The following is a 15009-nucleotide window of genomic DNA, read 5'->3' as shown; positions in this document are numbered from 1 at the left end:
ATCAACCCCGCAGCCATCCGATTAGCCACCGCACAGCCCGCGCGGTAGTACTCATCGACAACTCCGACAAGGCATAATCAATAGATGCCGTCTCTCTGGACCCCTACCGACTGGCCCCAACGCCTCGCTGAACTGCAAGCCCCCACCGGCGAGGTCAAAGAAGCTCCTCTCCGCCGCGACGTCCGCTCCCTCGGCGTGCTCCTCGGCGAGGTTCTCCGCGAACAGGCCGGCGACCCTCTCTACGACGCCGTCGAAGCCCTCCGCCGCACTGCCATCGCCCGCCGCGAAGCCGAAGCCCGGCAAGACACCGAGGCCTCGCAGGCCGGAGCACCCGACGCCTCCGCGCATCTCCAGCACGCCCTCACTCTAGTCCACAGCTACTCCAAAGATCTCACCGTCGCCTATCAGCTAGCCCGCGCCTTCAGCTTTTACTTCGAACTCATCAACCTCGCCGAGACCAACCACCGCAAGCGCCGCCGCATCTCCCATCAACTTAGCGAAGGCCTCTCCGCTACCGGCGCTGTCCAACGCGGCGACCTCCGCGGCACCCTCCGCCGCCTACGCCAGGCCGGCATCACCGCCGACCAGGCCCACGCCCTTCTCCGGCGCATCTGTGTCTCTCCCGTCTTCACCGCGCATCCTACCGAGGTCGCCCGTCGCAGCGTCATGTTCAAGCGCCGCCGCATCTCCGATCTTCTCGAACAGCTGGATCGCATCCCCGTTCCCGAACCCCACCTCGAATCTCTCGAGCGCGATCTCACCGCCGAGATCACCGCCCTCTGGCAGACCGACGACGTCCGCAGCGCCCGCCCCACCGTTCGCGACGAGATCCGCATGGCCCTCGACTACTATGAGTCCAGCCTCTTCGATACCTTGCCCGTCCTATACAGCGAGGTAGCCAGTGCCCTCCACGCCGAATACCCACCCGAAAAAGAAACTAAAATCGTTACAAATTCAAACTCAAAAGAATCCCCCAACTCACCAGCCTCCATCTCCGATCTCCCCCAGCTCATCAGCTTCGGCTCTTGGATCGGCGGCGACCGCGACGGCAATCCCTTCGTCACACCGCAGGCCACACGCGACGCCCTCGCCATGGCCTACTCACTCCTGCAATCTCACTACCGCAGAAGATTACAAAACATCTTCGAGCAGCTAGGCAGCTCCACCCAGCAAGTCCCCGTCTCATCCAGCGTCTCCAAACTCCTCGAGACCTACCTCGCTCAACTTCGCACCGCCGGCCAGACTGCATTGGAAGAGCGTTTCCACTTCGAATACCTCCGTCTCTTGGTCGCCTGCATCATGATGCGCCTCGGCGCCACTCCACAGTCCGCCGTCCCCCTGCCGCCCAACCCCGCGCTCACTCCTTACACCCGCGCCGCCGACCTCCTCTCCGACCTCACCGTTCTCCGCACCAGCCTCCTCGAAAACAGCGGCCAACGCCTTGCGCAACTGCTGATCGACCCGCTCCTCATCGAGGTCCGCACCTACGGCCTGCACCTCCAGACCCTCGACATCCGCCAGCACGCGCGCGTTCACTCCGCCGCCATCGCCGAGATCTCCGCTTGGAAGCACTGCGACCCCAATCACCCGCTCAGCCTTCCCGCCGCACTAAGCGAACAGAGCGCCGAAGTCCTCGACACCTTCCGCACCATCGCCGAACTCAAGCAAACCTACTCTCCCGAGTCCATCCGCCAGTACGTCATCAGCGGAGCCACCAGCGCCGAAGACGTCCTCCACGTCATCTGGCTCGCACGCCTCGGCGGCGTCAACGTCGAAGCCAACGAAACCGACCCCGGCCTCCAGCCCGTCCCTCTCTTCGAATCCATCGAAGACCTCCAGAACGCCCCCGCCATCATGCGCGAGCTTTGGACCAGCGAAGCCTACCAGCCCCTTCTCAAATCATGGAACCACCACCAAGAGGTCATGCTCGGCTACTCCGACTCCAACAAAGACGGCGGCATGATCACCAGCACTTGGGAGATATGGAGGGCTCACCGCGCCCTCCATCAAGTCGCCCGCGAGTGCAACATCAACCTCCGCCTCTTCCACGGACGCGGCGGCACCGTAGGCCGAGGCGGCGGCCCCACCCACCGCGCCATCTTCGCCCAGCCCGTCGACAGCTTCACTGGCGAACTCCGCATCACCGAGCAAGGCGAAGTCCTCAACTGGAAGTACTCCGACGTCATCCTCGCCGAGCGCAATCTCGAGCTGATGATCGCCGCCTCGCTGGACGCCCTCGCCCGCCCCGACGCGACCCTCCAACTAAAAGCCACAGAGAAAGTTACAAATTCAGAAACACCCCGCATCCCCCACCTCACCGGCGAGATCCTTCCCGCCTGGGAGTCCACCCTCGACCAGCTCTCTGCCACCTCCTACGCCTTCTACCGCAAACACATCATCGACAACCCCGACACCTTCACCTACTTCGAACAGGCCACCCCCGTTGCCGAACTCGAACATGCCCGCCTCGGCTCACGCCCCGCAAAACGCAGCGCAAAAAAATCCATGGCCGATCTCCGTGCCATCCCCTGGGTCTTCGGCTGGATGCAGTCCCGCCAGCTCGTCCCCGCGTACTTCGGCGTAGGCCACGCGCTCAACCTCTTCATCCAGCAAAATCCCGACGGGCTCGCACAGTTACAAACTATGGCGCGCTCGTTTCCCCTCTTCCTCGACATCATCCGCAACGTCGAGATGGCCCTCGCCAAAGCCGACTTCGGCATCGCCCGCCTCTACGCCTCGCTCGTCGAAGACCCCGCCCTCCGCGACCGCGTCTTCAACACCCTCGAAGCCGAGTTCAACCTCACCCACCGCATGATCCTCGAGATCACCGGCCAGAAGTCGCTCCTCCAGACCAACCCCGTCCTCGAGCGCTCCATCCGCCTCCGCAACCCCTACGTCGATCCGATGTCCCTCATCCAGGTCGAACTCATCCGCCGCAAACGCTCCGCCATCGAAAAAAGCGAACCCATCTCCACCGAACTCGACCGCGCCATCTCCGCCACAATCAACGGCATCAGCGCCGGCCTCCGCAACACCGGCTGATCAACCTCCGCTACGCCTGATCAGCAGGACTCAGCACAAAGATCTGGCGATAGTACGGCTCTGCATCTGCCCGCCGTATCAGCGGCTCCATCAGCCATGGGCTCCACCTCGCCAGCCTTCCGGCAATCCGCACAAAGTTCCTATGCACCTCCCGCTGGATCAGCCACGAGTGAAATCGAATGCTCTCGTTTCCGAACTGATCCACCTTCCACCCCGGCAGATCGCTGAACAGCGACGGCTCCGGAAACTCTGCCTCCATATGCTCCTCCGGCCAGACCGGAACATCCTTCTGCTGATCCAGATACCACTGCTTCAACGCCTCGTCCCCGTCATGGGCAGCCTCCCACACGGAAAGCCGAAGATCACCAGCCTGCGCGCAACCCGCAGTGCCTCTCCAATAACTTGTCTCCGCAGCGTCGGCGGCACATGTTCGAGCATGTCCGAAGCCAGAACAACATCAAACGATTTGTCCGGCACCGGCAGGCTGGTAGCCGACCCAACCATCGGAGTCATCGGCCAGTGCGGCCGCTCAGGAAGCTCCAGATCGCAACCCGTAAATGGAACCTTACGATAGGTGCCGATACCGCGCGGACCCGAACCTATCTCGAGAGAGTCCCATCGTCCAGCAGACGATGCTGTCTCAGAACACGGAGAATCGGATAATATCGCACCGCCCAATTAAGCACGCGATAACCTCCCGCTACATGTGTGCAATAGTCGCATAACTCCGTACCCGTGTCATTACAGAGAAGTAGTCAATTCGCCTCACCTTTATGGCGCTTCATGCTAAATGCTTCACCAAGCCCAACTTTGGGACACCTGCACACAGTCTCCTCACAAATTAATTTGCTTAGTGCTTTGTCGTAACCCTTATTCGGAGCAGAAGCGACAGGTCCAACACCCCTGATGAATAGATCAGCACCATATCCAACAAATAGCCGAAACGAATCTCCAATCTTGCGAAACCAATCGCATCACTGCCTCGTCTCCCTGTTAGCCTAAAAGACAGTCTGAATCAACCTGAAAGAAGATGAGAATGCGCCTTCGTATCCCCGCCGCCTTGTTTTTCGCTGCTCTATTGTTCGCAGTCCTGCCTCTCACCCTCGTTTCGCCCGCCCTCGCCCAGCAACGCCCGCAGCTCACCCCCGAGCAAACCAAAGCCCTCATCGAAAAGCGCCAGTCCATCGAAAAGCAGCTCGAAGACATCGCCATCGTCGACCGCAAAGTTATGGTCCCCATGCGTGACGGCATCCGCATGGCCGCCGACATCTACCGCCCCAAAGACACCAGCAAGCAGTACCCCATCATCTTCAGCCGCACGCCCTACAACTTCAACTTCTGGGACGTCCGCCTCGGCACCTACCGCGACATGTCCACCGAGCTCGAAGCCGTCAAACGCGGCTACGTCCTCGTCGAGATGAACGAGCGCGGCCACTTCTTCTCCGAGGGCAACTACGACATCCTCGGCGCGCCCCTCACCGACGCCGATGACCAGTTCAGCTGGATGTCCGCCCAGCCCTGGTCCTCCGGCAAGATCGGCCTCATCGGCTGCTCCTCCACCGCCGAATGGCAGCTCGCCGCCGCATCCCTCGGCAACAAAGCCCTCACCACCATCATCCCCCAGAGCTTCGGCGCGGGCGTCGGCAAGGTCGGCCCCTACAACGAACAGGGCAACTGGTACCGTGGCGGTGCCGTACAGATGCTCTTCATCGACTGGCTCAACGGCGAACAAAACCAGGTCCGCCCCACCTTCCCCAAAGACACCTCGCAAGCCGATCTCATCAAAGCCTCCAAACTCTTCGACCTCGCCCCGCAGCTCCCGCCCGTCGACTGGGCCAAAGCCTTCGAACACCTCCCCGAAAAAGACATCATCTCCGCCGTCGACGGCCCCCGCGGCATCTTCTCCAACAAGATGCCCAACACCACCGGCGGCGCCATGATCGAGCGCACCCCCAACGATCCTGCCTGGCGCAAAGGCGGCCTCTGGCAGTCCGACACCATGCCCATCAACGTCCCCGCCTTCTGGTTCATGACCTGGTACGACGTCTCCATCGGCCCCAACCTCGCCGCCTATAACTTCGTCCGCTCCACCGCCAAGGGCGAAGCCGCCAACGAGCAGTACGCCGTCATCGCCCCCACCCTCCACTGCGGCTACACCCGCGCCACCGAAAACACCATCGTCGGCGAACGCAGCATGGGCGACGCCCGCCTCGACTACGACGCCCTCACCTACGCCTGGTTCGATCACTTCCTCAAAGGCGAAGACAACGGCTTCCTCCAGAAGACCCCCAAGGTCCAGTACTTCACCATGGGCATCAACAAGTGGCAGCACTCCGAGACCTGGCCCCCCGAGAGTGCAAAGCCCGTCACCCTCGCCCTCACCAGCGACGGCCACGCCAACACACTCCACGGAGACGGCCGCCTCGTACTCGAAACCGCCAAGGGACAGGCACCCCTGCTTCAACTCGCAGCCAGCACCGACGCCAACCCACACGCCAACCAGCCCGTTGCACCCTCCGGCAAACACGACACGAAGCGCGACATAGCCGACCTCTTCACCTACGATCCCCTCCACCCCACCCCAAGCTACGGCGGCAACGTCTGCTGCGCTGCCAACACCATCCCCGGCATGGGCGGCGCGCTCGACCAGCGCAAGATGGAAGAGCGCCCCGACATCCTCGTCTACACCTCCGAGCCTCTCAAAGAGGGCATCGAACTCTCAGGCCCCATCACCGCAACCCTCTACGTCTCCTCCGACGTCAAAGACACCGACGTCACCGTCAAGGTCATCGACGTCCTACCCGACGGCACCGCCTACAACCTCGACGAGACCATCCAGCGCCTCCGCTATCGTGACGGCGACGACCACACCGTCTGGATGGAAAAAGACAAGGTCTACAAGGTCACACTCACGCCCATGAACACAAGCAACTTCTTCGACGCAGGCCACCGCATCCGCATCGAAGTCGCCGGCTCAAACTTCCCCCGCTTCGACCGCAACCTCAACACCGGCGGCAATAACTACGACGAAACCACCGCCATCACCGCCCACACCGCCATCCACCACAGCCCCCAATACCCCAGCACCCTAACCATCACCGTCGTCAAACACTAGAGCACCTTCCACCACCCTAATGTGAAACCAGCAGAGGCCGCCCAAGCCTCTGCTGTAGCTTTCTGCTCTTGCCGTTGTTTGTCCTTTTTACCTGTCCTTTGCCTGTCCTTCTGTTTGTCATCCCCGTAGTGGATCTGCGGTTACGGTTGTTCTTTCCGTTGCCTGTCCCTTTGTTTGTCATCCCGTAGGGATCTGCGGTTGTCGCTGCCGACGTTGTTGCGTTTTCCTTTGCCGTTGCCCTTGGATAGAGCGAGGCTTCAGCCTCGCGTCTAAAGCCGCCGCGCAAGCGCCTCCGCTCTGCCGAAGGCCGGAGCGAAAGGCGAAGCCGAAGCGACAAAATGATTGCCATTGCCTTTGTCTGTTCTCCCCCGAACCCCTGTCAACCCCCAACCCCACCCAAACCCGCGCCAATCCTGAACAATCGCCTTGCGTAGTAGTTACCCTCAATCCCTTAAAATAGAAATAGAACATAAAAAAGCCCCGGGCCATCCGGGGCTTTTTCTATGTTCATATCAAGAAAGGAGTTGAGAAAATGTCGATGCCAAAGCACTCAGGAGACATGAAGTCCAGACCTAACCCCAACCTTCCCAAGACTTTGACACACATCGCCGGGGGTGGGGGCCTCAGAACCCCTGGTCCGCCCGGAACGCCGTCACCTTGTTCTTCACAAACGTAACCGCCATCGGCTTCCCCAGATTGGCGAACACCACCATCCGGTCTCCATAGGCTTTGCTCGTACTCTTCGAAACCTGGCCCAGCGAGAGCTCAACCTGCCGCTCGTTCATCCCCAGAATCACTTGGTGCGTGTCCACTGCCTTCCAGATCTCCGGCCCCCAGTGCTTGTAAAGCCCATGCGGATCGTCATAGAAGAAGAGTTCATCCGTATAGAACGTGTACTGCCCATCCTGCCGATACCCCACCGGCACCGCGTACGCCTTCGTCTCTCCCGGCTTCGTAAAGACCAGCAACACCTGCTTCTCCCCACCCGGAATCCGGAAGGTCGCAGCCTTAGGTGCCACCTGCTCGAACGCATCCTTCACCACAATCGGCTCCGCACCCAGCAGCGTCCCTGCGCTCTTTGCATACTGCGCCGTGTGCCCGGCCACCGGATAGTACTCCATCTGCCCACCCGCCGAAACCCACACCGTACTCCCCACCAGCTCCTTAATATCCTTCATCGAGTCCGGCCGCTTCTTCTTCAAAAACACCAGATCGTCGTCTGCGATGACCTCACGCGCCGCAGGCTTCACCGAATTGTCCGGAGCATTCCGCTCCCGATAGATCAGCCCAACCCTCACACCCACCGCCAACACCAGCACCACGCTGGCCCCAATCGCAGCCTTCACCCCATTCTGCATCGATATCTATATCCTCTCGTCCGCAAGTCTTTCGTCACTGCCACTCTAATCCACCGGCTCCGCCACACTCAACTCCTCGTTTGCCTCCATCAACGCATCCGCCGTTAAAGCATCCGCCCGCCGTAGCTGCGGAAACAGTCCAGCCGCAGTCGCCGTCACCATCATCGACCCAACCCCGCCAATCACCACCGCCCGCACCGCACCCCACCAATGCGCCGTCAGACCGCTCTCAAACTCGCCGAACTCGTTCGAAGCCCCTATGAACAGCCAGTTCACCGCACTCACCCGGCCCCGCATCTCCGGCGGCGTCGCCAACTGCAACACGCTCGACCGAACCACGACACTCACCATATCGCTCGCTCCAACCACGATCAGCGCTCCCGCACTCAGCCAGATGCTCTTCGACAACCCGAACACCACCGTAGCCGCACCAAAGATTCCAACGCACACCAACATCGTCGCCCCAGCCCGACGCTTGATCGGCCGCACCACCATCGTCAGCGACACCACCAGCGCCCCCACCGAAGGCATCGCGCGCAACAAACCCAGCCCTCGCGGCCCCGCATGCAAAATATCTGTCGCAAAGATCGGCAGCAACGCCGTCGCACCACCCAGCAGCACAGCAAATAGATCCAGCGAGATCGACCCCAGCAGCAGCTTCGCCCGCCACACATACTCCAGGCCCGCCAGCACCGTCTTCATGCTGAACGCCTTCTTCTCCGTCACCACCATCTTCGCCCGAATCATGCCCACCAGCGCCATGAACCCAAGCAGCATCACCAGCGTAAACCCATACACAATCGGCGCGCCCTTCCACATCACCACGGCACCCGCCAGCGGCAGTGTAAACAGAATCCCACCCACCGCCGGCCCCGACATATTCGCAATCTGGTAGATCGTCGCTCCCCACGTCACCGCATTCACGAAATCTTTCTTCGGCACCAGACTCGGCAGCATCGCACTCGCCGCTGGTCCGCTAAACGCCCTGCCCAAACCAATCCCCACCAGCACTGCATAGATCGGCCACACCCGCCCATCTTTCAGTGCGGTAGCGCTCAGAGAAAGCCAGAGCAGCACCGCCGTACAACAAGCCTGCAGCCCATAGCACATCAGGATAATCTTTCGCCTGTCATATCTGTCCGCCGCATGTCCCGCCGCCAGCATCACAAACAGCCCAGGAAGAAACAGCGCCAACCCCGTATATCCCAGATCCAGCGCCGAGTGAGTCAGCGCATACACCTGCCACGCCACCGCAACCGACTGCGCCTCCGCACCCAGAATCACCATCAACCGCGCCGCTTGATACAACCTGAAGTCCCGCGACTTGAACGCCGAGCGATAGTCACCCTCTACCGCCAGCTCCGTACGTTCCGAACCATCCGCCATACCCTATGTTTTCATACTTCCGTTACGTGGATGTCATCATCGCTGCGGACATTCACAGACGCTCGCCTGTCCCCGTAGCCTCACCCCAGTGCTCAGAGCGAATCGGTCTAAAGCTTCTCCAATCCCGCAGAGCCCCTGCACCCACTCCTTCATTCTGCGCACGCTTCACAATCTGTTTCACGCGGTTGAAGTTCTGGAACGGAAAGAGCAGAAGATAAAACAAGGGAAGGTGAACAGAGCCGCGAGCATACAGAACCAGAACGGCAACAACACCAATCATCCCCACAACGCCCAGCCAACCCCACACCGGATGATCGAGCCGCCTCCGCAAAGGCTCCAACTCCGCCTCGCTCCAGACGCCTTCTTTCATCCCTAGCTTGAGTTTTCTCTCCGCCCAAAACACTAATGCAAATCCGCCGAGCAGGCATGCTAAGCCCAGAAATACAAGCAGCCTACCGCCCCATAACGCCGCACCCTCGCCGCAGAAGCCGATGGGCTTACACGGAGCATGAGTGAATCCCAAAAGAAACGCGCTCGCCCAAAGCAAGCTACCAGCTCCCACCCAGCCTGCCAGCCGCATCGGCGATGTCTGCGTCAGCTCCTTCATGCCCGCCATCCTAGCATGAAGCACTTCCCATGTCAGCCCAGCCTACCGCCCCAGATAGACCTTGTACTGCGTCTCCACCACCCCGGTATTTCGCGCCAGCGACAACTTCGACTGGTTGTACTGATACAGAGTATTCACCAACTGACTCTGCGCCTGTGCCAGCGTCGCCTGAGCCTGAACCACCGGCAGATTGTCATCTACACCCGCCGAAAACCGGTCAGTCGCGTCCTGTAGCTCTTGGGTCGCCAGCTCGACATTGCTCTTCGCCACCTTCACCAGGTCGTTCGACGACCGCACATCCAACATAGCCGCCCGAATCTGCTGCTCAATCGTCACCCGCAGCGACTCAATCTGTTGCCGCAATGCAATCACCTGCGCATCGGCCACCTCTCGCTCGCCGCGCAGCTGGCCCTCCTGAAACACCGGCACACTTACCTTCCCGGTCGCGGCAAATACCCCGTGATACAGCCCGCCAATCTCACCGATCACGCCGTAGTATCCGTTGAAAGACAGCACCGGCAGCCTCTCCGCCCTCACTGCCTTACGCGCCTGATCCGCCACCTCCAGCTGCGCCTGCAGATTCAGCAGATCCTTCCGCCGCTGATACGCCACCCTCTTCGCATCTTCTAGCGGCATCTCCGCAAACTCCGCATACGGAGCCGCATCAGTCAGCGTAATCTCCTGGTCCGCCGGCAGTCCGATCATCCGGTTCAGCGAAATCTTGTCCTTCTCAAACGTATTCTCATCGTTGATCAGCGTCTGCTGCTGTGTCTGCAGTTGCACTCTCGCACGCAGCACATCCAGGTTCGTCCCCACACCCGCATCATGCGAGGCCGTCGCCTGTTGCAGTACCACCTCGTCAGCCTTCTCCAGCGCCTGCGCGTTCTCTATCTGCGAAGCATCCGCAAGCGCCAGCAGATACTGCGTTCCCACACTCAGCGTCACGCCACCCTGCAGATTCAGAGTAGAAAGGTTCGCCGCCTTCGCCGCCTGTTTTGCGGATCGATACAGATAGAACGCCGGCAGATCAAACAGCTCCTGATCCATACTGATCTTCGCAGAAGCCACGTTCACCTTCACCACCGAAGCGATCGTCCCGGGCGCAAAACCAAACTCCGCCAGCGATGACGGCTTGAACCCCAACGCGGCTAGGTTGATCTGTTGCGCCTCCGCCGACCCCGAGGCCGTCAGACTCGGCAGCAGGTTATTCTCCACCGTAAGCAGTTCGCCATGCACCAGACGCTCGTTCTGGATGACCAGCTTCATCTGCAGATTCTGCTTCTCCCCGCGAGCGATCGCATCGTCCAGGCTCAGCGGCAGCGCCCCGGACGTAGCCCGCTCCACCACCACGCCACCCGGCAGCTTCAACCCATTCGGAACAGGAGCAGGAGGCAGTTCCGCTACTCCATCCGGCGTCTGCGCACCAGCCACGGAGCCGCACAAAACCAACGCGAGCGGCCAAGCCAGAGTCCGAAATCCCACCCTGATACCCCTGAAAGATCCCATCGGAAATAACATGATCTCTTATTAGAGTGCCACATCACCCCTCCGATGCTTAAATGATGCAAAAACCATTCCCCACCCCCGGACTCTCGCCCTCCCTCAGCTAAAATCGAAAGATAATCCTATGCGTCTTATACCAATGAATCGCATCGTCCTCGCCGCCGCCCTCCTGCTCACCCTTCCGGCCAGTATCTTAGCACTCGCCCAGGGCACCGCCTTCAAAGACACCTCCATGCTCCGCGCCCCGGCAGGCTCCACCGTCGCCATCTTCGAGTTCGAAGACCTCGAATGTCCCGCATGCGCCCGCGCCTTCCCCATCGTTCACGCAGCCGTGGACAAGTATAAGATCCCCCTCCTCCGCCACGACTTCCCCCTCCAGATGCACGTCTGGAGCCGCGACGCCGCCATCATCGCCCGCTACATCCAGGACAAGATCTCCCCCCAGGCCGCCGAGGAGTATCGCCGCGCCGTCTTCGCCAGCCAGCAATCCATCGCCTCGAAGGATGACCTCAACAGCTTCACCCAGAAATACTTCCAATCCCACAACCGTGCTATGCCCTTCGTCGTCGATCCCACCGGACGCTTCGCAGCCGAGGTCCAAGCCGACTACACCCTCGGCGAGCGCGTCGGCCTCACCCAGACCCCGACCATCTTCATCGTCACCCAGAAGGGCTACGTCCAGGTCACCGACGTCACCCAGCTCTACCAGATGCTCGATACCGCCATCGCGGACAATCCGAGCACAGTCGCCAAGCCGAAAACCACGGCCCACAAATAGTCTCTACTTCACCACACAAATAAGAAGGCCCGGACACCCGTCCGGGCCTTTTGTATTAGCTCAATGGAAGCAACCAGCACACACGAAGCGAACATGCCTTCACCGCACCTGGAAGATCAAAAAGTAATCCTCCCCGTCTCCCTTGGTGAAGTCGTACGTCCCCGTAAGCTTGTATCCTGCCTGCGCCATCTCCCTCTCCACAACATCATGATTCACACCATGATTAGTCCCGTTTCCATTCCGGTCGATGATCCCCACCCTCGCCCCCGGTCGCAACGCCGCCTGCAGCGTCTTCATCATCGGCACGGGATGCGCAATCTCGTGATACATCTTCAGCAGAAGCACCGCATCCACGCTTCCCGGCGGCAGCCGAGGATCGTCCGGCACACCCAGCACCGTCCGAACATTCTGCAGATCTTCCTTCAAAACCCTCTTTCCGACAGCCTCTATCGCCAGCGGACTGATATCCTCCGCAATCACCGCGCCCGTCGGCCCCACCCTCCGAGCCGCCCGCACCGTAAACCATCCCGACCCCGCGCCGAGATCCGCAACATTCTTTCCCGGCGTAACTCCCAGCAGATCCATCACCTTCTCAATCTGCAGCTTCTTGTCTCGATCCGGATAATCGAAGATCGAAAGGTCTCCCGAATACGGCGTACTTGTAGGCCGCTCCGCTGTCTGCGCACCCGGCGCGTTCTGCGCCTGCACCATAGCCGAACCACCATCCATCGCCATACAAAAACAAAGAATGGAACCACAAACAATCGAAGATCGGTTCAAGGGGAAAAATCTCATACCCAACCATCCGCCATCTCGCCGACAGTTGGCAAGAGTCTCGCCTCACCAAAGCAAAGAAAAAAGGAGCCCGCACCCGGCCCCCTCTTCGTAATTATGTATTGAGAATCGCAGCTGCCTATGCCACAAACACCTAGCGAATCTGCACCAGCTCCGCACCCGCCCCATGTCCCGAAGCCCCCGGCGTCACCGACGAAGTCTGCGGCGCTCGCCAGTGATCGATATAGCTCACCTGGTGGACACAGCTGATCGTGCAGCTCGGCGCACAACTCTTCTCCGTCAAAAACTCCCGCTTCACATCCGCCGTCTGGTACTGCGCCAGCGGAACCCCCGGATACCCGCGCTGCTGGCTGCAATAGTGCACCAACCCGTTCTCGCAGATATACAGATACCGTCCACCCGCCCTGCAACGCCAGTCGTTCGTCTTGCCGTTAGCAATCGCCTCTTGGAAGTGATTGAACCGCGAATAACTCCGCCGCGTCAGGTTCCTCACCTTGTCCCAGACCCCGCGCTCTTCTGCCCCCAGCGGCTTCAACTGCCCGCTTCCATCGTGAATAATCCCAATCGTCGAGCTGAACCCCAACCCCAGCGCCCGTTCACTCACCGTCAGCGCGTCGTTCGGATTCGCAATCCCGCCGCCCACCACCGAGTTGATATTCACATGAAAGTCCGCATGCTCAGCCAGCATCTGCAGCTTCTTGTCCAGCACCTTCAGACTCTTCTTCGACACCTCATCCGGCATCACGTTATCGATCGAGATCTGCATATGATCGAGCCCAGCCTTATTCAGGCGCTCAATCCGATCCGGCATTAGCAGATACCCGTTCGTGATCATTCCGGCAATCGCGCCCGTCTTCCGGATCCGCGCAATAATCTGGTCCAGCTCCGGATGCAGCAGCGGCTCCCCACCCGAGATCGTAATCACCGAAGTCCCCAACCGTCCCAGGTGATCGATGCGTCGCAGCATCTCCTCCAGCGGCACCGGATCGGAGAAATCGTCATACTCGTTGCAGTAGGTGCAGGCGAGGTTACACCGCCGCATCGGCACAATATGCGCCATGTAGGGGTGTCCCGTGGAAGCAACAGCAGACCCGATCGAACCCAACTCACGCAGCTTGCGCGTCACAGCCTTCCAGCGGCGCCGGGCAGGCATAGGACGTTTGCCGTTCACTCCGGCAGATGTAGAAACAGAAGACATATCACTTTCAAGTATATAGAACCGCGCCCCAATCAGCAGTGCCGCACTCTCCATCCCGACCAACGGGAGGTCCCAACCCATCACTCACCCTAACAAGATATATAAGTCACGAAGTGACCGCCATCCGCGCAGGATGCCCGTCCGGCACGACAAACTACAACTTAGCCCACAACTCGCGAGTGTACTGGCTCGTACCCTCAAAAAAATCTTCCAACTGCTGACCCATCATCAGACTCGACCGCTTCTTCGCATCCGGAGTCAACGTCAGCGTCTTCTCCTGCCTGTCCCGCAACACCACCACCGGCACCGGGCGTCCCTTATTGTCGTGAACTGTCTTCGTCCAGTCCGCCCCGCTCGACAGCGGAATCGAGTTGATCCGCACCACCACATCCCCGGCCTTCAACCCAGCCTCTTCCGCCGGACTGTTTCCATCCACGCTCCGCACCAGCAGACCCGCGCCACCCTCAGCGCCAAAAAACTCCGCCAACTGCTGACCCATCACCTCCAGCTTCGCCCCGGTAAAGGACGAGCTCAGGATCATCGACGTCCCCAGAAAATCCCGATGCCCCTTCGGCGCCACCACCACCGTCGAAGGTGAAGCCGACGCAGACCCAGAGTTCAAAAAGCTATTTCCCCCTGCATATCCAGTCGCCATACCTGCCCCACCAGCAGGAGCGGGCACCGTGTAGTGTTGCTCCCACGCCTGCTGCTCCACCATCCGCCGATCCGCCATCTGCAGCGTCAACGTCTGTGTCTGCCCATCCCGAACGATCACAAAGTTCACCGTCCGTCCCGCCGGCAGCTCTCTCAGCGTCTTTCGCATCTGCTGCTCGCCATCGATCATCTGCCCGTTGACCTGCTGGATCACGTCATGCATCCGCATCCCAGCCTTACACGCCGGTCCATCGTGGTCCAGGCTGACGATCTCCACCCCGCGCAGCTCCTTCAGCTTCAACGCAGCCAACGCATCGTCACCCAAATCCCGCGTCTCCACCCCAAGATATCCTTGGCGTCCACGGACAGTCATCCCCGCCCCCGAGGCCGCCGCCGCGATCATCCGCGTACCCACCGTCACCGAAAACGTAGCTGCCCGTAGTGCATCACCGCCATACAGAAAGGTCGCGCCACCCGCCACCAGCACCACAAACCTCAACGAATTGCGGTCCCTCATCTGCATAACCTCATCTCAACCAAAGCCCGAAACCGCACCGACATCAACGAAGCGAA

Annotated in this window: 12 protein-coding genes; 3 read left to right on the top strand and 9 right to left on the bottom strand. The window is 60.3% G+C overall.

The features are described from left to right. Positions 1-84 precede the first annotated feature (84 nt). On the top strand, positions 85-3042 hold the full coding sequence (ppc, locus tag GSQ82_RS17385; protein ID WP_158793434.1) for a phosphoenolpyruvate carboxylase: 2958 nt from the start codon (positions 85-87) through the stop codon (positions 3040-3042). 10 nt (positions 3043-3052) lie between these two features. Here ppc and GSQ82_RS17380 read toward each other — a convergent pair whose 3' ends face one another. Both GSQ82_RS17380 and GSQ82_RS17375 read right to left on the bottom strand, forming a co-directional pair. Continuing rightward, a complete protein-coding gene (locus tag GSQ82_RS17380) occupies positions 3053-3358 on the bottom strand; it encodes a hypothetical protein (protein ID WP_158793433.1) in 306 nt (101 codons plus the stop codon). Beyond that, a complete protein-coding gene (locus GSQ82_RS17375; protein WP_158793432.1) occupies positions 3355-3555 on the bottom strand; it encodes a class I SAM-dependent methyltransferase in 201 nt (66 codons plus the stop codon). Before GSQ82_RS17375 ends, GSQ82_RS17380 begins: the two co-directional genes overlap by 4 nt. 523 nt (positions 3556-4078) lie before the next feature. Here GSQ82_RS17375 and GSQ82_RS17370 point away from each other — a divergent pair. Beyond that, complete coding sequence (locus tag GSQ82_RS17370) at positions 4079-6157, top strand: CocE/NonD family hydrolase (protein ID WP_254061713.1); 2079 nt, start codon at positions 4079-4081, stop codon at positions 6155-6157. Positions 6158-6780: 623 nt separating this feature from the next. Here the strand turns inward: GSQ82_RS17370 and GSQ82_RS17365 are convergent. The 4 genes from GSQ82_RS17365 to GSQ82_RS17350 are packed head-to-tail and all read right to left on the bottom strand — an operon-like array spanning position 6781 to position 10990. After that, complete coding sequence (locus GSQ82_RS17365; RefSeq protein ID WP_158793430.1) at positions 6781-7515, bottom strand: hypothetical protein; 735 nt, start codon at positions 7513-7515, stop codon at positions 6781-6783. Positions 7516-7560: 45 nt separating this feature from the next. After that, positions 7561-8901 (bottom strand): MFS transporter, encoded by a 1341-nt coding sequence (locus GSQ82_RS17360; RefSeq protein ID WP_158793429.1) that lies wholly within the window; start codon positions 8899-8901, stop codon positions 7561-7563. Between the two features lie 52 nt (positions 8902-8953). Next, the gene (locus GSQ82_RS17355; RefSeq protein ID WP_158793428.1) at positions 8954-9508 is read right to left on the bottom strand and encodes a hypothetical protein; all 555 of its coding nucleotides are present in this window, start codon (positions 9506-9508) and stop codon (positions 8954-8956) included. A 42-nt stretch (positions 9509-9550) separates the two neighbouring features. After that, positions 9551-10990, bottom strand: a complete 1440-nt coding sequence (locus GSQ82_RS17350) for a TolC family protein (RefSeq protein ID WP_254061712.1) — start codon at positions 10988-10990, stop codon at positions 9551-9553. A 145-nt stretch (positions 10991-11135) separates the two neighbouring features. Here GSQ82_RS17350 and GSQ82_RS17345 point away from each other — a divergent pair, with 145 nt between their 5' ends. Beyond that, positions 11136-11789, top strand: a complete 654-nt coding sequence (locus GSQ82_RS17345; protein ID WP_254061711.1) for a thioredoxin domain-containing protein — start codon at positions 11136-11138, stop codon at positions 11787-11789. Between the two features lie 99 nt (positions 11790-11888). On the opposite strand, the gene GSQ82_RS17340 is transcribed toward GSQ82_RS17345, so the two are convergent. The 3 genes from GSQ82_RS17340 to GSQ82_RS17330 form a co-directional block, all read right to left on the bottom strand. Next, entirely contained in the window at positions 11889-12584 is a 696-nt protein-coding gene (locus GSQ82_RS17340; RefSeq protein WP_158793426.1) for a class I SAM-dependent methyltransferase, read from the bottom strand. Between the two features lie 133 nt (positions 12585-12717). Next, a complete protein-coding gene (locus GSQ82_RS17335; protein ID WP_254061710.1) occupies positions 12718-13782 on the bottom strand; it encodes a radical SAM protein in 1065 nt (354 codons plus the stop codon). A gap of 154 nt (positions 13783-13936) precedes the next feature. Continuing rightward, positions 13937-14953 carry a PDZ domain-containing protein gene (locus tag GSQ82_RS17330; RefSeq protein ID WP_158793425.1) on the bottom strand — a complete coding sequence of 339 codons (1017 nt, stop codon included), beginning with the start codon at positions 14951-14953 and terminating at the stop codon, positions 13937-13939. Between the last annotated feature and the right edge of the window lie 56 nt (positions 14954-15009).

Source organism: Granulicella sp. L60 (assembly GCF_009765825.1).
Classification (GTDB): Bacteria; Acidobacteriota; Terriglobia; order Terriglobales; family Acidobacteriaceae; genus Edaphobacter.
This window is presented reverse-complemented; position numbering and strand designations above follow the sequence as displayed.